The sequence below is a fragment of the Pantoea sp. X-Soil-YNGN-785 genome, assembly GCF_059730585.1.
Window position 1 is genome coordinate 1387411 of the sequence record NZ_AP035942.1, and the last position, 26435, is coordinate 1413845.

The 26435-nt window shown below is 54.4% G+C and carries 20 protein-coding genes; 10 read left to right on the plus strand and 10 right to left on the minus strand.

The window, feature by feature from the left end:
- The first annotated feature begins 94 nt into the window (after nt 1-94).
- The 3 genes from ldtD to AC6I8E_RS06380 all read left to right on the plus strand — a co-directional run bounded on the left by ldtD (nt 95) and on the right by AC6I8E_RS06380 (nt 3309).
- On the plus strand, nt 95-1906 hold the full coding sequence (gene ldtD, locus AC6I8E_RS06370; protein WP_497824553.1) for a L,D-transpeptidase: 1812 nt from the start codon (nt 95-97) through the stop codon (nt 1904-1906).
- Nucleotides 1907-2091: 185 nt separating this feature from the next.
- Complete coding sequence (gene mepK / locus AC6I8E_RS06375; protein ID WP_010254972.1) at nt 2092-2640, plus strand: peptidoglycan L,D-endopeptidase MepK; 549 nt, start codon at nt 2092-2094, stop codon at nt 2638-2640.
- Nucleotides 2641-2679: 39 nt separating this feature from the next.
- Nucleotides 2680-3309 (plus strand): MBL fold metallo-hydrolase, encoded by a 630-nt coding sequence (locus tag AC6I8E_RS06380; RefSeq protein ID WP_013357330.1) that lies wholly within the window; start codon nt 2680-2682, stop codon nt 3307-3309.
- A gap of 66 nt (nt 3310-3375) precedes the next feature.
- On the opposite strand, the gene AC6I8E_RS06385 is transcribed toward AC6I8E_RS06380, so the two are convergent.
- The 4 genes from AC6I8E_RS06385 to pncB form a co-directional block, all read right to left on the minus strand.
- Nucleotides 3376-4566 carry an amino acid aminotransferase gene (locus tag AC6I8E_RS06385; RefSeq protein ID WP_497824554.1) on the minus strand — a complete coding sequence of 397 codons (1191 nt, stop codon included), beginning with the start codon at nt 4564-4566 and terminating at the stop codon, nt 3376-3378.
- 231 nt (nt 4567-4797) lie between these two features.
- The gene (gene ompC / locus AC6I8E_RS06390; RefSeq protein ID WP_278496937.1) at nt 4798-5973 is read right to left on the minus strand and encodes a porin OmpC; all 1176 of its coding nucleotides are present in this window, start codon (nt 5971-5973) and stop codon (nt 4798-4800) included.
- A gap of 300 nt (nt 5974-6273) precedes the next feature.
- On the minus strand, nt 6274-7674 hold the full coding sequence (gene asnS, locus AC6I8E_RS06395) for an asparagine--tRNA ligase (RefSeq protein ID WP_013357333.1): 1401 nt from the start codon (nt 7672-7674) through the stop codon (nt 6274-6276).
- 156 nt (nt 7675-7830) lie between these two features.
- Nucleotides 7831-9036 carry a nicotinate phosphoribosyltransferase gene (gene pncB / locus AC6I8E_RS06400; protein WP_033782533.1) on the minus strand — a complete coding sequence of 402 codons (1206 nt, stop codon included), beginning with the start codon at nt 9034-9036 and terminating at the stop codon, nt 7831-7833.
- 243 nt (nt 9037-9279) lie between these two features.
- Here pncB and pepN point away from each other — a divergent pair, with 243 nt between their 5' ends.
- On the plus strand, nt 9280-11895 hold the full coding sequence (pepN, locus tag AC6I8E_RS06405) for an aminopeptidase N (protein ID WP_013357335.1): 2616 nt from the start codon (nt 9280-9282) through the stop codon (nt 11893-11895).
- A gap of 35 nt (nt 11896-11930) precedes the next feature.
- Here the strand turns inward: pepN and ssuB are convergent, their stop codons facing one another.
- The 5 genes from ssuB to ssuE are packed head-to-tail and all read right to left on the minus strand — an operon-like array spanning nt 11931 to nt 16192.
- Entirely contained in the window at nt 11931-12719 is a 789-nt protein-coding gene (ssuB, locus tag AC6I8E_RS06410; protein ID WP_013357336.1) for an aliphatic sulfonates ABC transporter ATP-binding protein, read from the minus strand.
- The gene (ssuC, locus tag AC6I8E_RS06415) at nt 12716-13507 is read right to left on the minus strand and encodes an aliphatic sulfonate ABC transporter permease SsuC (RefSeq protein WP_013357337.1); all 792 of its coding nucleotides are present in this window, start codon (nt 13505-13507) and stop codon (nt 12716-12718) included. The genes ssuB and ssuC overlap by 4 nt, the downstream gene beginning before the upstream one ends.
- A 10-nt stretch (nt 13508-13517) precedes the next feature.
- On the minus strand, nt 13518-14666 hold the full coding sequence (ssuD, locus tag AC6I8E_RS06420; RefSeq protein WP_013357338.1) for an FMNH2-dependent alkanesulfonate monooxygenase: 1149 nt from the start codon (nt 14664-14666) through the stop codon (nt 13518-13520).
- 9 nt (nt 14667-14675) lie between these two features.
- Nucleotides 14676-15629, minus strand: a complete 954-nt coding sequence (locus AC6I8E_RS06425) for a sulfonate ABC transporter substrate-binding protein (protein WP_095707432.1) — start codon at nt 15627-15629, stop codon at nt 14676-14678.
- Between the two features lie 11 nt (nt 15630-15640).
- Nucleotides 15641-16192: an NADPH-dependent FMN reductase gene (gene ssuE / locus AC6I8E_RS06430; protein WP_013357340.1), complete on the minus strand. Its 552-nt coding sequence runs from the start codon at nt 16190-16192 to the stop codon at nt 15641-15643.
- Nucleotides 16193-16942: 750 nt separating this feature from the next.
- Here ssuE and AC6I8E_RS06435 point away from each other — a divergent pair.
- The 4 genes from AC6I8E_RS06435 (at nt 16943) to AC6I8E_RS06450 (ending at nt 21164) form a co-directional block, all read left to right on the plus strand.
- Nucleotides 16943-17923 carry a glycosyltransferase family 2 protein gene (locus AC6I8E_RS06435; protein WP_013357341.1) on the plus strand — a complete coding sequence of 327 codons (981 nt, stop codon included), beginning with the start codon at nt 16943-16945 and terminating at the stop codon, nt 17921-17923.
- A 101-nt stretch (nt 17924-18024) separates the two neighbouring features.
- Nucleotides 18025-19326 (plus strand): flippase, encoded by a 1302-nt coding sequence (locus tag AC6I8E_RS06440; RefSeq protein WP_013357342.1) that lies wholly within the window; start codon nt 18025-18027, stop codon nt 19324-19326.
- Nucleotides 19327-19460: 134 nt separating this feature from the next.
- Nucleotides 19461-20471, plus strand: a complete 1011-nt coding sequence (gene pyrD / locus AC6I8E_RS06445) for a quinone-dependent dihydroorotate dehydrogenase (protein WP_497824555.1) — start codon at nt 19461-19463, stop codon at nt 20469-20471.
- 153 nt (nt 20472-20624) lie between these two features.
- Nucleotides 20625-21164, plus strand: a complete 540-nt coding sequence (locus tag AC6I8E_RS06450; protein ID WP_013357345.1) for a cell division protein ZapC — start codon at nt 20625-20627, stop codon at nt 21162-21164.
- On the opposite strand, the gene AC6I8E_RS06455 is transcribed toward AC6I8E_RS06450, so the two are convergent.
- Nucleotides 21165-22274, minus strand: a complete 1110-nt coding sequence (locus AC6I8E_RS06455; protein ID WP_013357346.1) for a YcbX family protein — start codon at nt 22272-22274, stop codon at nt 21165-21167. It abuts the gene before it with no gap.
- Nucleotides 22275-22384: 110 nt separating this feature from the next.
- Here AC6I8E_RS06455 and rlmKL point away from each other — a divergent pair, with 110 nt between their 5' ends.
- Nucleotides 22385-24499: a bifunctional 23S rRNA (guanine(2069)-N(7))-methyltransferase RlmK/23S rRNA (guanine(2445)-N(2))-methyltransferase RlmL gene (gene rlmKL, locus AC6I8E_RS06460; RefSeq protein WP_497824556.1), complete on the plus strand. Its 2115-nt coding sequence runs from the start codon at nt 22385-22387 to the stop codon at nt 24497-24499.
- Nucleotides 24500-24505: 6 nt separating this feature from the next.
- Entirely contained in the window at nt 24506-26422 is a 1917-nt protein-coding gene (locus AC6I8E_RS06465; RefSeq protein ID WP_497824557.1) for an ABC transporter ATP-binding protein, read from the plus strand.
- Nucleotides 26423-26435 lie beyond the last annotated feature (13 nt).

Sequence of the window (26435 nt, forward strand, 5' to 3'; positions counted from 1 at the left end):
ATGCCGTTTTTGTTTGTATACTCACATTATGAGTCACGGCGCGGTCGCAGTGGATACAGGGAACATTGCGAAGTTGAAAATTAAGGGGGCAGGGATGTTGCTGGTAAAAAAATTAAATCATCATCGCGTTTTATCATTGTTAGCGCTGGCGCTAACCGCTGTTCCATTTACGCTACCACAGGCCGCTGTCATCGCCGCGATGCCAGGGACAACGCAGACGGCTATCACGGTTTCCGAAAGTCAGCACCGCATCCGTCAGGCTTTTTCCAGTGCCGACCAGCCATTCTATCTGGGACCGCTGGCAACGCTCTATGCCTCCCGCCATATGCAGCCGCTCTGGCAGGATGCTCAGGCGGTGCAGAAATTTCAGCAGCAGCTGGCTGAGGTGGCACTTTCAGGCGTTCAGCCGCAGTTCACGCGCTGGATTGAGCGTCTGACGAATCCGGCTATTACCGGCTTTGCCCGTGATGTCGCGCTCTCTGATGCGATGCTGGGCTATCTGCAGTTTGTTTCAAATGTGCCGACGCAGGGTGAAACCTGGCTCTACAGCAACGTTCCCTACAGGCTGACCCAGCCGTCAGTCGCGGTGGTGAATCAGTGGCAGAACGCAGTCAATGCGGGTTCGGCTGACACGTTTATTGCCTCATTACAGCCGCAGCATCCACAGTATCAGCCTATGCACGCCGCGCTGAAAGCGTTGCTCAGCGATAAGCAGCCCTGGCCGCAACTAAAAAGCAGTGAAACCCTGCGTCCCGGCCAGGTCAGTGATGATGTTCCTGCCCTGCGTGAAATTCTGCAGCGCAGCGGCATGTTAACGGCACAGGTTAACGCGCCCGCACCAGATGACGATGCCGTGCCTGTAGCGCCGGTACCGGTGAGCCACAGCGATCAGCCGGTCGCGGTGAGTCCTTCCGCTGCGCCAGTGGGCGAACTGGCCGCGCCGCCGCTGCAATCACCGGGCAATGTGCAGAGTCAGACGCTGGAAGGGAATACCGCCAATGTCTATGACGAGACGCTGGTTGCAGGAGTGAAGCGTTTCCAGCAGTGGCAGGGGCTGGATGGGGATGGGGCTATCGGTACCAGAACGCGGCAGTGGCTTAACGTCTCTCCGCAGATGCGCGCTTCGCTGCTGGCGCTGAATATTCAGCGCCTTCGCCTGCTGCCGGACGATATGCACAATGGCATCATGGTGAACATCGCCAACTACTCGCTCATCTATTACAACAACGGCAACAAGATTCTCTCATCGCGTGTCATCGTCGGTCGTCCCGATCGTAAAACGCCACTCATGCGCAGTGCGCTGAATAACGTCGTGCTCAACCCGCCGTGGAATGTGCCGACAACGCTGGTGCGTAAAGACATTATTCCGAAGGTGAAGCAGGATCCAACCTATCTTTACAAGCATGGGTATACACTGCTGTCGGGCTGGAGTGCAGATGCTGAAGTGATTGATCCCAGCATGATTGACTGGCGCATGGTCTCTGCGGCGTCGTTTCCCTATCGGATGATTCAGGCTCCGGGCGTGGCGAATGCGCTGGGCCGGTATAAATTTAATATGCCGAGTTCAGATGCAATCTACCTGCATGACACGCCAAACCATAACCTGTTCCAGCGTGATATCCGTGCGCTCAGTTCAGGCTGTGTGCGGGTGAACAAAGCGTCTGAACTGGCAGGGTTATTGCTGCAGGATGCGGGCTGGAATGACTCCCGAATTTCCAGCACGCTGAAAGAGGGTGACACCCGCTATGTGCCGATTCGCCACCGCATTCCGGTCAATCTCTATTACCTGACGGCGTGGGTCGCTGATGATGGCAAACCGCAGTTCCGCACAGATATTTACAATTATGATGACACCGCCCGTTCGGGCAGTCAGGCCCTGAGTCGGGCCGGGCAATTACTGCTCTAGTAATTGATTTTAAATCGTTCCCCGCAAATCCTCATTAAAGAAAAATCTTATCAAATGGCGATCCCATAAGGGATCGCCTCGCAAACTCATGGCAGATGGGTTGACGCTTCTCCGGGAGAAAGTTATGGTTCGGCCTGTGCGCTTTTTGCACATTTCTATGGCTTCACTCTCAGGTAAACCGTTACATGTCTACTATTGATTCTTTTCGTCGCAAACTACTGCTGTGCGGTAGTGCCGCCGCCGGACTGGCATTATTGCCAGCTTCTGCAAGGGCCTCGCTTTCAACGTCTCGCCCGCGTGTATTGATGCTTAATAATCTTCACACCGGTGAAACCCTTAAAACTGAGTTTTTTAATGGTAAGAGTTACGACAAGGATGAGCTGTCACGATTAAATCATTTTTTCCGTGACTATCGCGCCAACAAAGTGAAAAGCATCGATCCACATCTGTTTGACCAGATTTTTCGCCTGCAGGCGCTGCTGGGCATGCGTAAACCGATCCAGCTGGTTTCCGGCTATCGTTCACTGGCAACCAACAATATGTTACGTGAGAGTGGTCCGGGAGTAGCAAAGCACAGCTATCACACCAAAGGCCAGGCGATGGATTTTCATATTGAAGGGGTTTCGCTGGCGAATGTACGCAAAGCGGCGTTATCTCTGCGTGCGGGTGGTGTAGGATATTATCCCCGCAGTAACTTTGTACATATTGATACCGGTCCGATCAGGCACTGGTAATGACACCGGCAACGCTGCGTGAGCCGGTCATGGAGCGTTATGAATTACCACATTATTCCTGTTACCGCTTTTGCCCAGAACTGCTCAGTTATCTGGTGCGACACGACTCGCGAAGCCGCACTGGTCGACCCAGGCGGCGATGCCGAACTGATCAAACAAACGCTGGAACAGCTAAAACTTAAACCTGCTCAGATTCTGCTGACACATGGACACCTAGATCATGTCGGGGCCGCTGTTGAACTGGCGGCGTTTTATCAGATTCCGATTGTCGGACCGCAAAAGCGCGATGCCTTCTGGCTGGAAGCGCTGCCTACTCAGAGCCGGATGTTTGGACTTGACGAGTGCGCACCGTTTACTCCCGATCGCTGGCTGGAAGAGGGGGAGAGCGTGCAGGTCGGGCTGACCACGCTGGACGTTCTGCACTGTCCGGGACATTCACCCGGCCATGTCGTGTTCTTTGACCGTCCGGGACGATTGCTGATTTCAGGCGACGTGATTTTTAATGGTGGTGTTGGGCGTACTGACTTCCCGCAGGGCGATCATCAGCAGCTCATTGATGCTATCCGCACAAAATTACTGCCGCTTGGCGATGATGTGACTTTTCTTCCCGGTCACGGCCCGATTTCAACATTGGGGCATGAACGCATCAGTAATCCTTTCCTGCAGTAAACAATCCGTAATTTTTACTGCAATAAAAAATGGGCCGTCAGGCCCATTTTTGTTTGGTCATCTGCGTTACAGCACGGCGACAATCGCTTCGCACAGCGCCGACATGTTGTCTGGCGTCATGCCCGCCACATTCACGCGGCCTGAGTTAACGGCATAGACACCGAACTCTTCACGCAGGCGAATCACCTGGTCTTTAGTCAAGCCACTGAACGAGAACATACCGTTCTGCCTGATGATAAAGCTGAAGTCACGCTGCGCGCCTTTTTCAGCCAGGGTGTTCACAAACAGCTGACGCATGCGCTGAATGCGCTGACGCATATCCGACAGCTCCTGCTCCCAGATGGTACGCAGCGTGTCGTTACCGAGAATGGTAGCGACAATGGCAGCACCATGCGCCGGTGGATTGGAGTAGTTGGCACGAATGGTGTACTTCACCTGGCTGAACGCCGTATCGGCCACGCTGGCTTCCGCCGCCACCAGGGTGATGGCTCCGACACGTTCGTTATACAGACCGAAGTTCTTGGAGTAAGAGCTGGCGACGATCAACTCCTGATGCGAGGCGGCAAAAATACGCAGGCCCTCGGCATCCTCATCCAGACCACGGGCAAAGCCCTGGTAGGCGAAATCGAACAACGGTAACCAGCCATTAGTCTGTGATAGCTGCGCCAGCTGCTGCCACTGCTCAGCCGTTGGGTCGATACCGGTCGGGTTATGGCAGCAACCATGGAACAGTACCACGTCGCCAGGCTGAACCTGCTGCAGTGACGCCAGCATACCCTCGAAATCGAGCGTATGGTTTGCTGCGTCATAGTAATGATATTCACAAACTTCAAGACCGGCAGCATTGAACACGTTGTTGTGATTCGGCCAGCTTGGATTGCTGATCCAGACCCGTTTCACCGAGGTCTGCGTGGCGAGGAAATCTGCTGCTACACGTAACGCACCTGTGCCACCCGGTGTCTGAGCTGTACGTGCGCGGCCTGCGGTGATCAGCGGGCTTTGATTGCCGAACAGCAGCGTTTGTGTGCAACGAGCGAAATCCGCCAGACCATCAATGCTGAGATAGTTTTTCGTGGTTTCGTTTTCCAGCAGGTATTGCTCAGCTTTTTTTACACTGGTCAGTACCGGGGTCTTGCCGGTTTCGTCTTTGTAGACGCCGATGCCCAGATTGATTTTTTCAGGGCGGTCATCAGCACGAAACAGATCGGCCAGCCCGAGAATAGGATCGGCGGGTGCAGCAGAGATCGATTCAAACATGTGTCAGGTCCATTAGCGTGAACTTTAGCAAGAGGGCTCTCAGGTTAGCGTCCGGCCAGGCAAATGCCAACCGTTTGCGAGACAAAATCCTCTATTTTGCGGCTTTGATTTTGCTATCAAGAGAAGCTGAGGTTAACGCTGAGCAGAAGGGCGAGGAGAAATGGGGACAAGCTAAATAACAGGCATAAAAAACGGGGCCGTAGCCCCGTTTTCAACAAGTCTGAAGCAAGATTAGAACTGGTAAACCAGGCCTACTGCTACAGTGTCATCCGTGTTCAGACCCAGACGGTTGTTGTCATCCAGCTGGTTGATCTGATAGTCCACATAGGTAGACATGTTTTTGTTGAAGTAGTAAGTCGCGCCAACGTCGATGTATTTAACCAGGTCAGCATCGCCCACGCCTTCAATATCCTTGCCTTTAGACTGAACGTAAGCAATGGATGGACGCAGACCGAAGTCGAACTGATACTGTGCAACCAATTCAATGTTCTGAGCTTTGTTTGCAAAGCCAGTTGTAGAGAACGTGTTGCCGTTAGCCAGAGTACCGGTAGCAGTAATTGGAGTTGAGTTACGTGTCTCTCCGTACATTGCAGCCAGGTAAACGTTGTTAGCATCATACTTGATAGCTGTTGCCCAGTTTTCAGCACGTTTACCCGCACCCTGACCGGTAACAGTGGTTGTTGCATCACCGCCGCCATTCGCTTCGCTAGGTGTGACAGTAGTCTGTGCACCTGCTGCCTGAGCGTTAGTACGATCGCTGCTGCTATATGCACCAACGATACCCAGACCGATTGGTGAGGTATAAGAGGTTGACAGACCGTAGCCGTCGCCGTTAGAACGACGAATTGAGTCACGTTCGTTTTTGCCCTGATACTGAACAGCGAAGTCCCAGCCATCTACCAGGCCGAAGAAGTTGGTGTTGCGATAAGTCAGCAGACCGGTGCTACGACCGTTCATGAAGTTATCTGAATATCCTGAGTCGCCACCGAATTCTGGCAGCATATCGGTCCAGCCGATTGCATCATAAACCACACCGTAGTTACGGCCGTAGTCGATTGAGCCGGCATCACCGAATTTCAGACCGGCAAAGCCCAGACGGGTTTTGTTACCGTCTTGTGCGTCAGAACCTTCAGAGTTGTTCGCCTGAATGTTATATTCCCACTGGCCGTAACCGGTCAGCTGGTCATTAATCTGAGTTTCGCCCTTAAAGCCAAAACGAACGTAAGATTTGTCGCCGTTATTGCCGTCGTTGTTTGGTGCATCGTTATCAGAGAAGTAATGCAGGCCAACAGCTTTACCGTACAGGTCCAGTTTGTTGCCGTCTTTATTATAGATTTCTGCAGCATTTGCTGCGCCGGCGGCTAACAGAGCAGGGATAACCACTGCAAGAATATTGCGCTTCATCATTATTCATTACCCTCATTGGAGTTATTTGTACACCTGCCACTGCCGTCAGGAAATCTTTACAGAACCCTGAGCGAAGTTTGGTGTCTTCCTGTGTCTGCACGCATCTTTCCATCCAACCCGCCGTAATTCTAGCGCTTAAATGCTACTAAACTCGTAATCTGGTTTCTAAAGGAAAATATGTATTACAAAATGTAAAAAATACGGAACTTTGTGAGAGAACTCAAAATTTACAAAAATAAAAAAAGGCCGGCAGTGCCGACCTCTTTATATATATGAATTTCTTATATTTAATGCTGAATTTTAGAAACTTGCATTGCGTGGCGTGCGTGGGAAGGGGATGACGTCCCTGACATTCTGCACACCAGTCACATAGGCGATTAAACGTTCAAAGCCCAGTCCGAAGCCGGAATGTGGCACGGTACCGTAGCGACGCAGGTCGCGATACCACCAGTAATCTTCTTTGTTCAGACCCATCTCTTCCAGACGTGCATCCAGAACATCGAGACGCTCTTCACGCTGTGAACCGCCAATGATTTCACCAATGCCTGGCGCCAGAACATCCATCGCCGCCACGGTTTTGCCATCCTCGTTCAGGCGCATATAGAACGCTTTGATGTCTTTCGGATAGTTTTTCACCACGACTGGCGCTTTGAAGTGCTGCTCTGCCAGGTAGCGCTCGTGTTCAGAAGAGAGATCGATACCCCAGGAAACCGGGTTCTCAAAGGTCTGACCGCAGTTCATCAGGATTTCAACCGCATCGGTATAGTCTACCTGGGCAAAATCGGTGGTGATGAAACGCTGCAGGCGCTCAACCGCGTCTTTATCAACGCGCTCAGCGAAGAACGCCATGTCATCGGCGCGCTCTTCCAGCACCGCGTTGAACACATACTTCAGCATCGCTTCTGCCAGTGCAGCCGCATCATCCAGTGACGCAAACGCAATTTCCGGCTCCAGCATCCAGAATTCAGCCAGATGGCGGCTGGTATTGGAGTTCTCTGCGCGGAACGTCGGGCCGAAGGTGTAGATCTTCGACAGGGCGCTGGCGTAGGTTTCGCCGTTCAGCTGACCGGAAACGGTCAGGAAGGCCTCTTTACCAAAGAAATCTTCGCTGAAGTCGACTTTGCCCTGATCGTTACGCGGCAGGTTTTCCATATCCAGCGTTGAGACACGGAACATCTCGCCAGCACCTTCGGTATCCGAGGCGGTGATCAGCGGAGTAGAAACCCAGAAATAGCCATTTTCATGAAAGAAGCGATGCAGCGCCTGCGCCAGAGTATGGCGAACGCGGGCGACCGCGCCAATCAGGTTAGTACGCGGACGCAGGTGAGCGACTTCGCGCAGATACTCGATGCTGTGGCGTTTTGCGGCCATCGGGTAGCTGTCCGGATCTTCCACCCAGCCGACGACTTCCAGGCTGGTCGCCTGAATTTCAAACGCCTGGCCCTGACCTGGCGATGCCACCACTTTACCGGTAACGATAACGGAACAGCCGGTGGTCAAACGCAGCACTTCATCCTGATAATTATTCAGAGAATTATTGACGACAGCCTGAACGGGATTAAAGCAGGAGCCGTCATAGACAGCGATGAAGGAAAGACCGGCTTTGGAATCTCTTCGGGTACGCACCCAACCACGTACGGTGACTTCACTGTCAACCGCGACGCGACCGTGCAGTACGTCCGCTACAGGCACTACGCTCATAAATATCTCTCTATATAGAAGAAGTGAGTTAAAAGTTGCCCCATCCGGGGTTTTGCTATGTTACTTGTGAGTCTTCAGGAAACAAGCAAAATTCAGGGGGAAAGCGGATTTATTACAGCAGAGGCGGGGCGCATCAACGCCCCGATAAGAAGAGGTTTAACTCGCTTTTTTCACCAGCGGCAGATCAAAGGCTTTACGCAGGGCTCTGACAAAGGCTTTATCCTGGCAGATGGTTTTGCCCGGGCTGTCTGAAAGTTTCGCTACCGGCTTGCCGTTGCACTGCACCAGCTTGATAACGATGTTCAGAGGCGTTACGCCTGGAATATCACAGGTGAGACGCGTACCGATGCCGAACACCACATTCGTGCGCTGGCCAAAGTGGCGATAAAGCGCCAGTGCTTTGTCGAGATTTAAGTTGTCAGAAAAGACCAGGTGTTTACTTTGCGGATCGATACCCAGTTTCTGATAATGAGCCAGCGCTTTCTCGCCCCATTCAACCGGATCGCCGGAGTCATGGCGCAGCCCCTGGTAGCGGCGGGCAAACACCGGACCGAAATCGCGCAGAAACGCATCCATGGCGATGCAGTCGGTCAGTGCGATACCCAGTTGATCGTCATACTCGTCCAGCCACGCCTGCAGCGCAGCACGCTGACTGTTAGCGAGAACCGGGCTAATCTGCTGGAAGGCCTGGAACCACTCATGCGCCTGCGTGCCGACCGGCGTCAGTGACAGACGGCGCGCCAGATCATAGTTACTGGTACCAATCAGCCACGGGAAATCCTGTTTCAGCGTGGAGACAATCGACTGCTGCACATCCTGCGAATAGCGGCGGCGGGTGCCGAAATCCATCAGGCGGAAGCGCGACATATCCAGGTCAGCCACCTGCGTCTTAAAGTCGCCCAGTTTCTGATGCAGGTGGTCAATCGCCTGCTGGGTGGTGACCTGCGGCGTGCGATGACGATGCACAATCTCACTGATCAGCGCCAGGAGCGGCACCTCCCACAGGATCACCTCCCGCCACGGTCCCTGGATACGAAGTTCCAGTTTGCCATGATGATTGCGCACCTCAACCTGCTCCGGGTTATAGCGGAACTGGCGCAACCAGCTGAGGTAATCCTGCTGGAAAAAGGGAAGGTGGGATAACCAGGTCGCTTCATCATCAGTCAGCGCCAGGTGTTGCATGGCAGTAATCGCTTCACGAATTTCGTCAGCGTAGAGACCCAGCAGTTCGTCGCCGCGGCAGCGAAACTCCGCCGCCACCGTTACGTCATGATAGCGGTGGAAAACGGCCTGCTGCATATGGAGCTTATAGGCGTCCGTATCCAGCAGGGAGGTCAGTATCGGGGAAGCATGTCCTGTCATGGCGCGTTTCAGCATCCTGTTCGGTGGCGCAGTGCCCGGTGTTGTACACAGTCATAAAGACGCAAAAGTATAATTCACTATCTGAAGCCAATCACAGCATATTTCAGTCGGGCGGGTCGAGGCCAATCTGTGCCATTGTTAACAAAGTGTAGCCATTTCACCCTTCAGGTGCATTGTGCGTGGCAAGCTTGTAGTAACAAGCTTAGACTTTGCCGGTAAACTTATAACAACGCGAGACGCAATATGACGCAACAGCCCCAAATCAAGTATCGCCACGACTACCGTGCGCCCGATTACACCATCACCGATATCGATTTAACTTTTGAACTGGATGCGTCGACGACCCGTGTAACGGCCATCAGCCAGGTTAAACGCGTGGGCGACAGCCAGGCTGAGCTGCGACTCGACGGCGAAGCGTTAACGCTGATTGCGCTGGAAGTCGACGGGCAACCCTGGACGGCCTTCCGTGAAGAAGAGGGCGCACTGGTTATCAGCCAGCTGCCGGACAGCTTCACCCTGAAAATCATCAATGTGATTCATCCGGATCAGAACACCGCGCTGGAAGGGCTGTACAAATCGGGCGAGGCGCTCTGCACCCAATGTGAGGCTGAAGGCTTCCGTCATATTACCTGGTATCTTGATCGCCCGGATGTACTGGCGCGCTTTACCACCACCATTTATGCCGACGGTGAACGTTACCCGTATCTGCTCTCCAACGGAAACCGCATTGACAGCGGCCGGGATGAGCAGGGCCGCAGCTGGGTGAAGTGGGAAGATCCGTTCCCGAAACCCTGCTACCTGTTTGCGCTGGTGGCGGGCGATTTTGACGTGCTGCGCGACAGCTTCACCACCCGTTCAGGACGTGATGTGGCGCTGGAGATCTTCGTTGACCGCGGTAACCTCGATCGCGCCGACTGGGCGATGACCTCGCTGAAAAACAGCATGAAGTGGGATGAAGAGCGTTTCGGCCTGGAGTATGACCTCGACATCTTTATGATCGTAGCCGTGGATTTCTTCAACATGGGGGCGATGGAGAACAAAGGTCTTAACGTCTTCAACGCCAAATATGTGCTGGCGAAAGCGGAAACGGCGACCGACAAAGATTACCTCGGCATTGAGGCGGTTATCGGTCACGAATATTTCCACAACTGGACCGGTAACCGCGTGACCTGCCGCGACTGGTTCCAGCTCAGCCTGAAAGAGGGACTGACGGTGTTCCGCGATCAGGAGTTCAGCTCCGATCTGGGTTCACGTGCGGTGAACCGCATCGATAACGTCCGTATCGTGCGCGGCGCGCAGTTCGCCGAAGATGCCAGCCCGATGGCGCACCCGATCCGTCCGGATCAGGTTATCGAGATGAACAATTTCTACACCCTGACGGTGTATGAAAAAGGGTCAGAAGTCATCCGCATGATGCACACCCTGCTGGGTGAAGAGAATTTCCAGAAGGGCATGAAGCTCTATTTTGACCGTCACGACGGCAGCGCCGCCACCTGTGATGACTTTGTTCAGGCGATGGAAGATGCCTCAAATGTCGATTTGTCGCAGTTCCGCCGCTGGTACAGCCAGTCCGGTACGCCGGTACTGACGGTGCGCGACGATTACAATCCGGAACTTGAGCAGTACACGCTGCATGTCACGCAGCACACCCCAGCGACTGCCGACCAGAAAGAGAAGCTGCCGCTGCATATCCCGCTGGATATTGAGCTGTATGACGGTGAAGGCAAGGTGATCCCGCTGCAGAATAACGGCCATCCGGTGCATCATGTGCTGAATGTCACCGAAGAGTTCCAGACCTTTATTTTCGATAATGTCTACTTCCAGCCGGTGCCGTCGCTGCTGCGTGAATTCTCCGCCCCGGTGAAGCTCGATTATAAATGGAGTGATGCTCAGCTCACCTTCCTGATGCGTCATGCACGCAACGACTTCTCCCGCTGGGATGCGGCTCAGAGCCTGCTGGCGACTTATATTCGCCTGAACGTTGCCCGCTATCAGCAGGGCCAGCATCTGTCGCTGCCGCTGCATGTTGCCGATGCTTTCCGCGCGGTGCTGCTTGATACCGACTGTGACCCGGCCCTGACTGCGCTGATCCTGACGCTGCCGTCAGAAAATGAGATTGCCGAGCTGTTTGACACTATCGATCCGCAGGCGATTGCGCTGGTGCGTGACGCCCTGCAACGCACACTGGCACGCGAACTGGCCGATGAGTTCTTTGCGATCTACAACGCCAATCAGCAGCCTGAATACCGTGTGGAGCATGACGCGATTGGTCAGCGCAGCCTGAAAAATGTCTGCCTGACCTATCTTGCCTTCAGTGATGCACAGCTGGCGGACAAACTGGTGCAGACGCAGTATCACCAGGCAACCAACATGACCGATGCGCTGGCGGCGCTTTCCGCTGCTGTGGCGGCTCAGTTACCGTGCCGCGACGCGCTGCTGGCGGCTTACGATGAGCGCTGGCATCAGGATGGTCTGGTGATGGACAAATGGTTTGTGCTGCAGGCAACCAGTCCGGCTGCCAACGTGATGCGCAACGTGCGTCAGCTGCTGAATCATCGCTCCTTCACTATGAGCAATCCAAACCGCGTTCGCTCGCTGGTGGGGGCTTTTGCCTCGGCTAACCCGGCCGCGTTCCATGCTAAAGATGGCAGCGGCTACAAGTTCCTGGTGGAGATGCTCATCGATCTGAACACGCGCAATCCGCAGGTTGCGGCACGAATGGTGGAGCCGCTGATTCGTCTGAAACGATATGACGAAGGCCGTCAGGCGATGATGCGCCAAGCGCTGGAGCAGCTGCTGGAGCTGGATAAACTCTCTGGCGACCTCTACGAAAAAATTACCCGGGCACTGAACGCCTGATACTAAAAAAGGGAGCGTCTGAGACGCTCCCTTTTTCAGCGCTGCTGCGCGTAACGTACCGGCTGCGGTCGTTCCGTACGCTGCATTACCCGATCCAGCACCTCCGCTTCCAGCTCGGCCAGCCGCGCCGATCCCCGACGCCGTGGTCGTGGCAAATCTACCAGTAGATCCAGACCGATCTCACCCTCTTCGATCAACAACACGCGATCCGCCATCACCACCGCTTCACTGACATCATGCGTGACCAGCAGGACGGTAAAGTGATGTTGCTGCCACAGTGACTCGATCAATCCCTGCATTTCAATGCGGGTCAGGGCATCCAGCGCCCCCAGTGGTTCATCCAGCAGCAGTAAGCCGGGCCGATGAATCAGCGCTCTGGCCAGCGCCACACGCTGTTTCTGCCCACCAGAAAGTGCAGCCGGCCACTCATTGGCACGATCGGCCAGTCCTACCGCCGTCAGGGCATCCATCGCCGCGCTGCGCCATTCGCGTCCGCGCAGGCCCAGCCCGACGTTATCGATGACTTTTTTCCACGGCAGCAGTCGCGCATCCTGAAACATCAGGCGGGTATCGTCGCGCGCCGACTGCAGCGGCGCATTGCCTGCCAGCAGTTCACCGCTGGAGCTTTGTTCCAGTCCGGCCAGCAGGCGCAACAGAGTGCTTTTGCCGCAGCCGCTGCGACCCACTACCGCCACAAACTGACCCGAAGGAATATGCAGGTCGATCTTATTGAGAATGGTACGACTGCCATACTGTTTGCTGACGCCGTTAACGCCAACCGGCGTGCCGGTGTTAAGGCGGGCTGGTGAGAGAGTCTGGCTCATGCGTTCTCCTCCTTCAGTTGGTAAGCGGGGTGCCAGCGCAGCCAGACGCGTTCCAGTAACAACGCGGCGACATCCGCCAGTTTGCCGAGCAGGGCATAAAGAATGATGGCGACCACCACCACATCGGTCTGCAGGAATTCACGCGCGTTCATTGCCAGATAGCCGATGCCCGCGTTGGCGGAGATGGTTTCAGCAACAATCAGCGTCAGCCACATCAGACCGAGCGCAAAACGCACGCCGACCATAATATTTGGCAGTGCGCCGGGCAGGATCACCTGGATGAACAGACTCCAGCCGGAGAGGCCATAGCTGCGCGCCATCTCAACCAGCCCGCGATCGATATTGCGGATGCCGTGATAGGTATTCAGATAGATCGGGAACAGCGTGCCCAGCGCCACCAGAAAGATTTTGGCGGACTCGTCGATTCCGAACCAGAGGATTACCAGCGGGATCAGCGCCAGATGTGGCACATTGCGCAGCATCTGCACCGACGTATCCAGCAGGCGTTCACCGGTTTTTGAGGTGCCGGTGATCAGCCCAAGTATCAGGCCGATAGAACCGCCAATGCTGAAGCCGATCAGCGCCCGCCAGCTGCTTATCGCCAGATGCTGCCAGAGTTCACCGCTGGCAGTCAGCTGCCAGAAGGTGGTCACAATTTTCTCCGGCGCGGGCAGAATACGATTCGATAACCAGCCGGTTTGCGAAGCAATCTGCCACACCACAACAAGCAGCGTCGGCAATAGCCACGGCACCAGCGTATCAGCAAGGCGTTTTCGGGTTCTGGCCATCATGCTCTCCTCAGCCCCGGGCGACTTTTTTCTCAGGGGTAAAATCGTTGGCTACCGCTTCACCATGCGCCTGAACCACGCGCGGCTGAGGCACCAATGGCACCTGCAGATCAAGATGCGGGAACAGCAGTTCGCCAACACGATAAGCCTCTTCCAGATGCGGATAACCCGACAGAATAAAGGTCTCGATGCCCAGCGCTTCATACTCTTTGATGCGTGCGGCCACGGTCGGGCCATCGCCGACCAGCGCGGTTCCGGCTCCACTGCGTACCAGACCCACACCTGCCCACAGATTCGGGCTGATTTCGAGTTTGTCGCGGCGACCACCGTGCAGCGCGGCCATCCGGCGCTGACCCACAGAATCGGCCCGCTGGAACGCGGCCTGTGCTTTCGCGATAGTGGCGTCATCCACATTGGCAATCAGCCGGTCGGCGGCCTGCCAGGCTTCTTCATTGGTTTCGCGCACAATCACATGCAGACGGATACCAAACCGCACCGTACGTCCCTGCGCGGCCGCTTTCGCGCGCACCTGTTCAATCTTTTCCCGAACCTGAGCAGGGGGTTCGCCCCAGGTGAGGTAAACATCGACCTGTTCGGCCGCCAGTTCCTGAGCCGGTTCAGAAGAGCCACCAAACCAGAGCGGTGGGCGAGGCTGCTGCACCGGCTTAAACATCAGGCGTGCGCCGCGAACCTTCACATGCTTGCCTTCGTAGTCGACGGTTTCACCTTCCAGTACCCGACGCCAGACGCGGGTGAACTCGGCAGATTCTGCGTAACGCTCACGGTGATCCAGGAACACGCCATCGCCCGCCAGCTCTTCCGGATCGCCGCCGGTCACCAGATTGAACAGCGCGCGGCCGTTGGAGAGGCGATCCAGGGTAGCAGCCTGACGCGCCGCCTGAGTCGGTGAAATCACGCCAGGACGCAGCGCCACCAGGAAACGCAGGCGCTGCGTCACCGGGATCAGCGAAGCGGCAACCAGCCAGGCATCTTCACAGGAGCGGCCGGTTGGGATCAGGACCCCGCCAAAGCCGAGACGGTCAGCGGCCTGCGCCACCTGTTGTAAATAGGCGTGATCAACCGGGCGCGCGCCTTCGGCGGTACCAAGATAGTGGCCGTCGCCATGCGTCGGCAGGAACCAGAAAATGGATACGCTCATTGTTGCTCCTTACTGCGTTACGGTATGCGGTTGCCAGATGCGATCCTGGATCGTCACTTTGACTGGCAACAGATGATTGGCATAAAACAGGTCAGCAGTACGCTGCTGTGCGGCTGCGGTTTCAGCACTGACCGGCGAAATCCGGGTGGGTGGACGATGGCTGAGATAGCTGGCAATAACCGGTTCAGGCAGGCCCATTGCCTGCGCCAGAAGCGTGGTGCTCTGCTGAGGCTGGCTGATAGTCAGCGCATCGGCACTGCTGAAGGTGTCGAGCACCTGCTGGATAAACGCGCCGTGGGCTTCGGCATAGCTGCGCGTCGCCAGATAGAAGGACCCGGTCAGGTTCAGTGAGCTGCCATCAATCAGCAGGCGCGAATTACCCTGCAGCAGTACCGAAGAGTAGTAGGGATCCCAGATTGCCCAGGCATCCACGTCACCCTGCTGGAAGGCGGCACGCGCATCGGCTGGCGTCAGATAGACGGGTGTAATGTCTTTAAATGTAAGGCCCGCCTGCTGTAAGGCGCGCAGCAGTAAATTGTGTGAGCTGGAACCTTTCTGGAAAGCGACTTTTTTGCCTTTCAGATCGGCAACCTGTTTCAGAGCGCTGTTTTTCGGCACCAGAATCACTTCTGATTTCGGTTTTGGCGGCTCCGAACCGACATAGAGCAGATCGGCGCCTGCGGCCTGGGCAAACAGCGGCGGAAGATCACCGGTACTGCCGAGGTCAATGCTGTTGATGTTCAGCGCTTCCAGCATTTGCGGGCCAGCCGGGAACTCGATCCACTTAATGTGAGTATGGGGAAAACGCTTCTCCAGCAACTGATGTGACTTCGCCAGCACCATGCTGACTGAACCTTTCTGATAGCCGATGCGAATCTCAGCCGGATCCGATTCAGCGGCCTGAACCTGAAGGCCAGCCAGTAACAGTCCTGCCACCAGCCACTTTCCTAATCTCTGCTTCATCGATTGCTTCCTTATACTGCCTGCGCAACGGGATGGTGATGACGGGTCAGCGCCAGCCAGAACGCGGAGACGGCTTCATCAAGACGCTCTGCCAGTGAATCTTCCAGTACCGGCTGACGATCGTAATGCGTGACCTGGCTGTCTTCGGCGTAGACCCCATGCAGAATTTCCTGTGCTTTTAAGGCGTTGAGAACCGGCTTCAGCGCATAGTCCAGCGCCAGCATATGCCCGACACTGCCGCCGCTGGCGAGTGGCAACACAACTTTGTGCTCCAGTGCGCGCTCAGGCAGCAGGTCGAGCAGAGTCTTCAGCGCACCCGAAAAGGACGCTTTATAAATCGGTGTCGCCACAATCAGGCCATCAGCCGAGGCCAGATCGTCACGCAGGGCCAGCAGCGCGGGCGCATCAAAGCGCGCATTAATCAGATCGTCAGGCTGAAAGTTGTGAATATTCCAGGGAATGACTTCAATGCCACGTGCCTCCAGCTTGTGCTGACACAGCGTCAGTAATGAGGTTGAGCGGGAGGGAAATCGTGGGCTGCCTGCCAGCGTAATAACTCGCATCATCACTCCTTATAACTAAAAGTTATTGATTATCAAAAGTTGAGAACTTATGCCTTCATACTGTCAGAGCAGGGGAGTGGGCTTAAATGATTTATCCGGCAAAGCAAGGGTAAAAACTGCAAATAGACGTACCGGTGGCAGATAGTGAAAACATCGCTTCCGATAATTCTTAAAATAATGGCGAGCAGCAAAACCATTCATTAAGAGCAGTGATGCAAGAGGGTTAAAACAGGACGCGTGGCGGAAAAAATTATCTTTCTTCTGATTGCTTAACCATTCTGCTTGTGGCTGAAACCGTGTTGAAGCGCAGCGGCAGCCCGTAACCGGAATGGAAACCAGCCTGACATCAGCCTGTTTCAGTGGTGTTCCGGCATGATATTAGGATTAATTGCAGAGCGTAAACTGTAATAAAAATGAAGGAATGCTGAAGTTATTCACGGTTTCAGATGTTCGCTTACATATTCCTGATTCTGGTTACACCTGCCATATGGGGGTAATTTAAATCGTTCCTCAACGGTTTTAACATTACAGCGGGCTATAGATGCACTTTTTTTAACAGTGATAATCAGGTGAAACGTTAAGATAATTTTTTACAACTGGTCTTTTTTCGCATAACCGGTTTAAGATAATCAGGCTAAATGAAAGCTACCATAATATTAGCGCCTTACTCTTTTTGACGTTTCGCCTCTGATCAATCCCTGCATCTGGCAGGTGAATCGTATTCTTTTTTCTAACAGCAGAGAATTGCCTATGTCTGACACGCTATTATCAGTGGTTATTCCAACTTACAATGTTGAAAAATATATTGTGGAGTGCGTCGATTCACTATTACGCCAGGTTAAATCGCCCAATGAAATAATCATTGTGAATGATGGCTCAACCGATGGAACATTAGCCTTACTTGAACAGAATTATTCTCATCTTTCCCAGGTGAAAATAATTACCACTGAAAATGGTGGAGCGGGTCATGCACGGGATGTCGGTATTGATCAGGCGCAGGGCCAGTTTCTTTTTTTCTGCGATCCGGACGACGTCGTGGCGGATGGGCTGGTCGCTGAACTGGGCATGGTAGCGGAAAAGCATCCTGAAACGGACCTGTTCTGTTTTAAATCGTGCGTCTATCGCGACGGCCAGATTGATATCACCTCGCCAAAAGTCAGACACGAACTCTTTGGTCAGCAAAAACCGCAGGAGGTCTTATTGGGCCTGCTGCGTAACGGCAGCTATACCTCGGCGGCCTGGAGCTATGTCATCAGCAAACGCGTTATTGAACAGCATAAATTACGTTTTGTTAAACGCGTTCATGAAGACCACAATTTCACGCTCTCCTGCTTTATGAAAAGTCAGCAGGCCTGGGTGAGTCATCAGGTTTATTATAAACAGCGTATTCGCAACGGCTCCCTGACGAACAGTACCAAAAGTAATGAGTTTTTCTATCAGCGTTATGATGCCTTTATGCACGCCTACAATACGCTAACCAGTTCGCTGATTAAGTCAGCGTGGCGCGATACGCTTGAAAAAGCCTATTTAGTTCACTCGTTTCGTTTGATGATCTATTTATCACTCTATAACCGTACGCCTGTGCCGGAATATGTGCTTAACGCGATTCGCTTTATGGGTCGCAATGTGAAAACAGAAAACTTTAAAGAGTGGCTATTGTTCAATCGCCCTGAACTGTTTATTGCACTTCAGCATTACAAGGTCAAAAAAGAGCTGAAAAACGCCGCCTGATTCTGAAAAACAGCCTGATTCTGAAAAATGTGAAGCGATATTGTTTATGCCTTAGCGAAATGAGAAGGTGAGACATGCAATGTGTATAAGGTTGTTGCGTCATGGCAAAAGTACTCGATAAAAGTCTGGTTATTAATATTTTCTCGCTGCTGGCCTACCGCGGCGCATCGTTCCTGTTTCCACTGGCCACGCTGCCCTATCTTGCCCGCGTTCTGGGTGTAGAGCAGATGGGTACGCTGGCGCTGGCCATCGCCTGCGTGCTCTATTGCAGCACCATCTCTGACTGGGGATTCAACGTCTTTACCACCAAAGACATTGCTCACCACCGTGATGACAAGGAACGCGTCAGCCAGCTCTTCTGGTCAACTTTCAACGCCAAGCTGATGCTGCTGGTGGTGACCAGTGGCACGTTACTGACGGCGACCTGGTTTAATCCTGCCTGGCATCCGCTGTTCTTTATCATCCTGGCGAACTGCACCACTCTGATAGGCTCGCTGTTTTCATTCGGCTGGCTGATGCAGGGTTTTGAGAAGCTGGGTAAAACGGCGATGATCGCTACCTTCGGTAACTTCTGTGCCATTCCACTGACCTTTTTGCTGGTGAAATCCCCGCAGGATACCTGGCTGGCGGCGCTGATCCCTGGTACTGTCTCCATCATCAGCGCAGCGATTACGCTGAAGTTTGTGCTGGAGATGAAAGTCATTGGTCGTTACCGCTTTGAACCGCGCGAGATCAAACAGCGCATCACCGACAGCATGGATGTGTTTATTGCTATCGCGGGTGCCAATCTGTTTAACAGCGTCAACGTGGTAATCCTGGCCTCCTTTACCTCTACCTATATGGTCGGGATCTACAACGGGGCGGATCGTCTGCGTAAAGCGGCTAACTCCGTACCCGAGCAGATCGGCAGTGCTTTCTTCCCGCGCGTCAGCCACCTGTTTGGTCGGGATAAACGTGCCGCCATTGCGGCGACGCGCAAAAGCCTGCTGCTGTCGTTTTCCCTGAGTCTGTCGATTGTGATCTTTACCTGGTTCTTTGCTGACCTGGTGGTCTCTATTTTACTGGGTAAAGACTTTATTCCGTCGGCGGATGTGCTGCGCGTCTTTGTGCTCTGCTTCCTGTTTGGCAACATTGCCTATCCGGCTGGATTACAGATTCTGATCCCGCACGGTCTGGCCCGCCAGCGTATGTGGGTGATGATGGCTGCAGGTGTGATTAACGTGCCGCTATGCTGTTTCCTGGCATGGAAGTTTGGCGCAATCGGTGCCGCATGGTCGATGGTGGGAGCTGAAGCGTTTGTCTGTCTCGGTATCTTTGGCATCATGCAGCGTCACGGCATCCTGCGGGAGTATCTGTTTCCTTCCGAGGTGAAAAACCAGCCCGTAAACGATTCCGCCGTTTAAGATCAAAGCATTTTCATATAGTTTTCTGCATCCCCGCCGTTCGATTTACTTTTGCGCCAGAGCACTTTACCATTCTGGCGCACATTTTCCCGTGCACCGACTTTCACGATTGCTTCCGTCCTTCAGGAGAGTGCATGTTTTATCCTATCGTCCGACCGGCGCTGTTTAAACTCGACCCCGAACGCGCGCACGAACTCACCTTTCAGCAACTGCGTTTTATGAACGGCACGCCGCTGGAGCTGTTTTATCGCCAGAATCTGCCGTCGCGTCCGATCACCTGCATGGGACTGACCTTTAAAAATGCCCTGGGCCTGGCTGCGGGTCTGGATAAGAACGCAGAGTGCATTGATGCGTTTGCGGCGATGGGCTTTGGTTTTGTTGAAGTCGGCACCGTCACGCCGCGCGCCCAGGCAGGTAATGACAAGCCGCGGATGTTTCGTCTGGTGGAAGCGGGCGGCATTATCAACCGGATGGGATTTAATAATCTCGGTGTTGACCACCTGGTTGAGAATGTAAAAAAAGCGCGTTTTAACGGCGTGCTCGGGATCAATATCGGTAAAAATAAAGATACGCCGGTTGAGCAGGGCAAAGAAGATTATCTGATTTGCATGGAAAAGGTCTATGCCCATGCCGGTTATATCGCCATCAATATTTCCTCACCCAACACGCCAGGTTTGCGTTCACTGCAATATGGTGAAGCGCTGGATGATTTGCTCTCCTCTATCAAACAGAAACAAAAAGAGCTGGAAAAGCGTCATCTGAAATATGTTCCGCTGGCCGTAAAAATTGCGCCCGATCTCTCTGAAGAGGAGTTAATTCAGGTTGCGGACAGTTTGATTCGTCATCAGATTGATGGCGTCATTGCCAGTAATACTACGCTCGATCGTTCGCTGGTAAGTGGTCTTAAGCATGCTGAAGAAGCGGGTGGATTGAGTGGACGGCCAGTGCAGTCGCGCAGTACGGCGGTGATCCAGCGCCTCTCTCAGGAGCTGCAGGGGCGTCTTCCCATTATCGGCGTTGGCGGCATCGATTCTCTGACCGCTGCGCGTGAAAAAATCGCCGCAGGTGCAACGCTGGTTCAGATTTATTCAGGCTTTATTTATCAGGGGCCAGGATTAATTAAAGATATCGTTACGCATCTCTAAGACAATTCTCACAATCATTGGCCGGGGGGTTTATTTATCCCCTCGGCTCGTTTATATTTTGTCCTGTTGCATGCTTTTTCAGCTTTTCCTTATGTTTCTTTTTTCGCTGAATTCTGCGCGATTTTTGGCGTAGCGGTAAATACAGGGCACACGATGAAAATTAAACCCGATGATAACTGGCGCTGGTATTTTGATAGCAGCCACGACCGAATGATGCTCGACCTGGCTGACGGGATGCTTTTCCGTTCCCGCTTTTCCCGCAAAATGCTCACGCCGGACGCGTTCACTGAATCGGGTTTCTGTGTCGATGATGCCGCTTTGTATTACACCTTTGAAGAGACCTGTCGTCAGTGCAAACTTAGTGGCAGCCATCGTGCTGAGCTGGTGCTGAATGCGCTGGTCGCCGCGCGCTTCCTCAAACCCCTGATGCCGAAAAGCTGGCATTTCACCTCGCATGCCCCGGCAATGCAGCCCCGTCCCGGTGAAATGGTACAGGTTACGCTGGCCGAAGAGGGGACGCTGGCACGTCTGCTGGTGGTTGAGAGTGGTAATAATGCGGCGCTTTGCCTGCTGGCGCAGCCAGGTTTAACCCTGGCCGGTAAAAATATGGTGCTCGGCGATGCCATTAAGGTGATGAACGACCGCCTGCAGCCCTGGTACCAGGATGTCGCGCACTACGCCCGCGCGGTCTGATTACTTCACTTCTATATCACCTGCCGGAATACAGCTGCAGCTTAAGAGGGTGCCGTCCTGACGCAGGGCACTCTGTTTAAGCGCTTTTACTTCACCGGCTACCAGACTCAGCTTGCAGCTACCGCACAGACCTGCCCGACAGGAGTAAGGAATGCGAAAGCCCTGCATCTCCAGCTGATCCAGTAATATCTGCTGATTATCCCCGGTAAAGGTCTTGCCCTGAAATGTGATGGTCACGGCATCCTGTGCCTGTTGCTGTGGTTTCAGCGTTTCGACCACTTCGCCGGCACCATAGCTGCGCGGCGCATGACGTTTCAGGACGATCATTTCATCACCCGCACGCACCACGCCACTGTTACGCGCCACTAAGTTCAGACCGAAATCGATATCTCCACTGCCATCCTGAGCTGTGCGGAACGTCTGCAGCGTCGCCAGCGGATGACCGGTGGGATGCTTGAGTCCGGTCTCGGTGCTGACCGTGGTTAGCACACAGCGGCTGCATGGCTTTGGAGCCTCAAAGATGACGTCGCCAATCTGAATCTCTGCCCAGCTATCCTCATCCCAGGCGCCCGCGCCGCTGACGATCAGGTTCGGGCGAAACTGTTCTGCACGGACGCTGGCCGGGCAGCGCTGTTGCAGATCGTGCAGCGACGCGTTGTTGATCAGCAAAAACGGAAAGCCATCGGCAAAGCTCAGCGGAATATGATCAAACTTTTTGACCCGGCGAGTCGGTTGCGGCCCGACCCAGCGCAGCTGAACGTCGCGCGGGAAGAACTGGCTCAGCCACTGATTAATCGGCTGGGGGGCAATGCGCGCAGTAAAGTGGTTGCCCCAGACTTCGGTGGGATGATCCTGCTCACTAAAATCGCTGAAGCGGATCAGGGACTGGCTGCCATCCGGTGCGGCCAGCAGCAGGCCATCCGGCAGGATCGCGGGCGTAAAGCGCACCATCTCCGGGTGCTGACGTGCAGTAATAAAGGTGCCATCGGGTTCGGTCACCATAAACAGCCGATCAAATGCCAGTCCGCTGTCAGTGACCAGCGCATGTGACAACGCTAATCCCCGCATTGACTTCACAGGATGAATAAATAAGCGGGAAAGCGTGATCATGGTGTTCTCCTTGAACCCGACGCGCGACACAAAAGAAGCTAACTTTATGACATAGGTCTCCGATTCGCTATAATGCGCGACAATTTTCTCAAGAGTTAAAAAGTGACGATATGAATTCTCTGTTTGCCAGCACGGCGCGTGGGCTCGAAGAGCTGTTAAAAAGTGAGCTGGACGCGCTGGGCGCGCAGGATTTGCAAGTGGTGCAGGGAGGCGTTCACTACGAAGCCGACGATCGCGCCATGTACCAAAGCCTGATGTGGAGTCGTTTAGCATCACGCATCCTGTTGCCGCTGGGAGAGTTTGGCGTCTACAGCGATCTCGATCTCTATCTGGGTGTACAGAGCGTGGACTGGCCGTCGATGTTCGGCAGCGACAAAACGTTCGTCGTGCATTTCAGCGGCACCAACGATTCGATTCGTAACAGCCAGTTCGGCGCGCTGAAAGTAAAAGATGCCATCGTGGACAGCTTTACCCGTCAGAATCTTGAACGGCCGAATGTCGATCGTGAGCAGGCGGATATCCGTGTTAACGTCTGGCTGAATGACGATCGCGCTAGCATTGCGCTGGATCTCAGCGGCACCTCACTGCATCAGCGCGGCTATCGCCAGCAGACCGGTCAGGCTCCGTTAAAAGAGACGCTGGCGGCAGCAATTGTGCTGCGTTCTGGCTGGGAGCCGACCACGCCGCTGATCGACCCGATGTGTGGTTCAGGTACGCTGCTGATTGAAGCGGCGCTGATTGCCTGCGATCGCGCACCGGGCCTGCTGCGTAAGCACTGGGGCTTCACTGCCTGGAACAAGTTTGATGCTGCGCTGTGGCAGGACGTGAAAACCGAAGCGCAGAACCGTGCCCGCGCGGGCACGGCCGCCACCCAGGCGCGCTTCTTTGGCTATGACAACAATGGCCGGGTGCTGGAGTGGGCGCAGGCGAATGCCCGTCGTGCTGGCGTCTTTGAACTCTTTACATTTGCGCAACAGGACCTGCTGCAACTGACCAATCCGCTCGATCCGGTGGTTCACGGCACAGTGCTGAGTAACCCGCCGTACGGTGAACGTCTGGAGAGCGAACCGGCGCTGATTGCGCTGCACAGCCAGCTCGGACGTCTGATGAAGCAGCATTTTGGCGGCTGGAACCTGTCGCTGTTCAGCGCCTCGCCTGAACTGCTGAGCTGCCTGCAACTGCGAGCCGATCGCCAGTTCAAAGCGAAGAACGGTCCGCTGGATTGCGTGCAGAAAAACTATCAGCTGGCGGTTAACAGTCATGAAAGCGCCGGACAGATTGCGGAAGATTACGCAAACCGTCTGCGCAAAAATGTGAAGAAGCTGGAGAAGTGGGCGCGTCAGGAAGGCATTGAATGCTACCGCATTTATGACGCCGATCTGCCAGACTACAACGTTGCTGTCGATCGCTATGGTGACTGGGTCATTATTCAGGAGTACGCGCCACCGAAAACCATCGATCCGAATAAAGCGCGTCAGCGCCTGTTCGATGTCATCAGTGCGACATTGAGCGTACTGCAGCTGCCTGCTGACCGTCTGATTATGAAAACGCGTGAGCGCCAGAAAGGCAAAGCGCAGTATCAGAAGCTCAGCGAGAAGGGCGACTATTTCGAAGTTAAAGAGTTTAATGCGCGTTTCTGGGTGAACCTGACCGACTATCTCGACACCGGCCTGTTCCTCGATCACCGCATTGCCCGTAAAATGCTCGGTCAGATGAGTCAGGGCAAAGATTTCCTGAACCTGTTTGCCTATACCGGCACCGCCAGTGTGCATGCCGGTCTGGGGGGGGCGCGTTCAACCACCACGGTAGATATGTCGCGTACCTATCTGGAGTGGGCGGAGCGCAACCTGCGTCTTAACGGACTGACCGGGCGTCAGCACCGCCTGATGCAGGCGGACTGCCTGAGCTGGCTGAATGAGAGTGATGAGAATTTTGACCTGATCTTTATCGATCCGCCAACCTTCTCCAACTCAAAACGTATGGAAGAGAGCTTCGACGTTCAGCGCGATCATATGATGCTGATGCGTAACCTGAAACGCCTTCTGCGTCGCGGCGGCACCATCATGTTCTCCAATAACAAACGTGGTTTCAAAATGGACATGGATGGTCTGAAAGCACTGGGCCTGCAGGCGCAGGATATTACCCAGAAAACGCAGTCGCAGGACTTCGCGCGTAACCGTCAGATTCACAACTGCTGGCTGATCACTCATGCCGGTAAGGAATAAGATTACATGTCATTAATCAGTATCCACGGCGCTTATCTCTCCTTCAGCGATGCGCCGCTGTTAGACAATACCGAGCTGCACATCGAAGAGAACGAACGCGTCTGTCTGGTGGGCCGTAACGGAGCGGGTAAATCCACGCTGATGAAAATCATCAATGGCGAACAGCCACTGGATGATGGCCGCATCATTTATGAAACTGACCTGGTGGTGGCGCGTCTGCAACAGGATCCGCCGCGCAATATTACCGGTTCGGTCTATGACTTCGTGGCTGAGGGCGTTGAAGAGCAGGCTGAGCATCTGAAAGCCTATCACGCCATTTCCCATGTGGTGATGGAAGATCCCAGCGATAAAAACCTCAATGAGATGGCGCGACTGCAAAGCATTCTTGACCATCAGAACCTGTGGCAGCTGGAGAGCCGCATCCATGACGTGCTGGAGCAGATTGGTCTGCAGCCCGATACCGAGCTGTCGTCGCTCTCTGGCGGCTGGCTGCGTAAGGCAGCGCTGGGCCGTGCGCTGGTGAGTAACCCGCGTGTGCTGATGCTGGATGAGCCAACCAACCACCTCGATATCGAAACGATCGACTGGCTGGAAACCTTCCTGAAAAACTTCAGCGGCAGCATCGTCTTTATTTCGCATGACCGTTCGTTTATCCGCAACATGGCGACGCGTATTGTCGATCTTGACCGTGGCAAGCTGGTCTCCTGGCCGGGCAACTACGATCTCTATCTGGAAGGCAAAGAAGAAGCGCTGCGCGTTGAAGAGATGCAGAACGCCGAATTCGACCGCAAGCTGGCGCAGGAAGAGGTGTGGATCCGTCAGGGCATCAAAGCCCGCCGCACCCGTAATGAAGGTCGTGTGCGCGCGCTGAAAGCGCTGCGTCGCGAACACTCAGAACGTCGTGAAGTCATGGGCAAAGCCAACATGCAGGTGGGCGAAGCGTCCCGTTCCGGCAAGATTGTGTTTGAGCTGGAAAATGTTGACTACGCGGTGGGCGGCAAAACGCTGGTGAAGGATTTCTCAACCCAGGTTCAGCGTGGCGATAAAATTGCGCTGATCGGGCCGAACGGTTGCGGTAAAACGACCTTACTGCGCCTGATGCTGCAGCAGTTGAAAGCCGATCACGGCCGCGTACATTCCGGCACCAAGCTGGAAGTGGCTTACTTTGACCAGCACCGTGCTGAACTGGATCCGGATCGCACCGTGATGGACAACCTGGCCGAAGGCAAGCAGGAAGTGCTGGTCAACGGCAAACCGCGCCACGTGCTGGGCTATCTGCAGGACTTCCTGTTCCATCCAAAACGTGCGATGACGCCGGTGCGTGCGCTTTCCGGTGGGGAACGTAACCGTCTGCTGCTGGCGCGTCTGTTCCTGCGTCCCAGCAACCTGATGATTCTGGATGAACCAACCAACGACCTCGACGTCGAAACGCTGGAACTGCTGGAAGAGCTGATTGATGGCTATCAGGGCACGGTCTTACTGGTGAGCCACGATCGTCAGTTCGTCGACAATACCGTCACCGAGTGCTGGATTTTTGAAGGCAACGGCGAAATCGGTACCTTTGTGGGCGGTTATCACGATGCGCAGCAGCAGCGCGCCGCCTACCGGCAGCACAGGTCTGCTTCACCGGCTAAAGCGACAGCGAATAGTACGAAGCCAGCCGCCGAAAAGTGTGAAGCGAAGCGTAACGTGAATAAGCTCAGCTACAATCTGGCGCGAGAGCTGGAACAGCTGCCGCAAAAACTGGAGCAGCTGGAAGCGCGCATCGGTGAGTTACAGGCGAAGATGAGTCACCCGGACTTCTTCAGTCAGGCACACGATCAGACGCAACCGGTGCTGGATAATCTGGCGCAGGCTGAGCAGGAGCTGGAAACCGCTTTTGCGCGCTGGGAAGAGCTTGAGTCACTGAAAAACGGCGCGTAGGGCAGGGCTAACG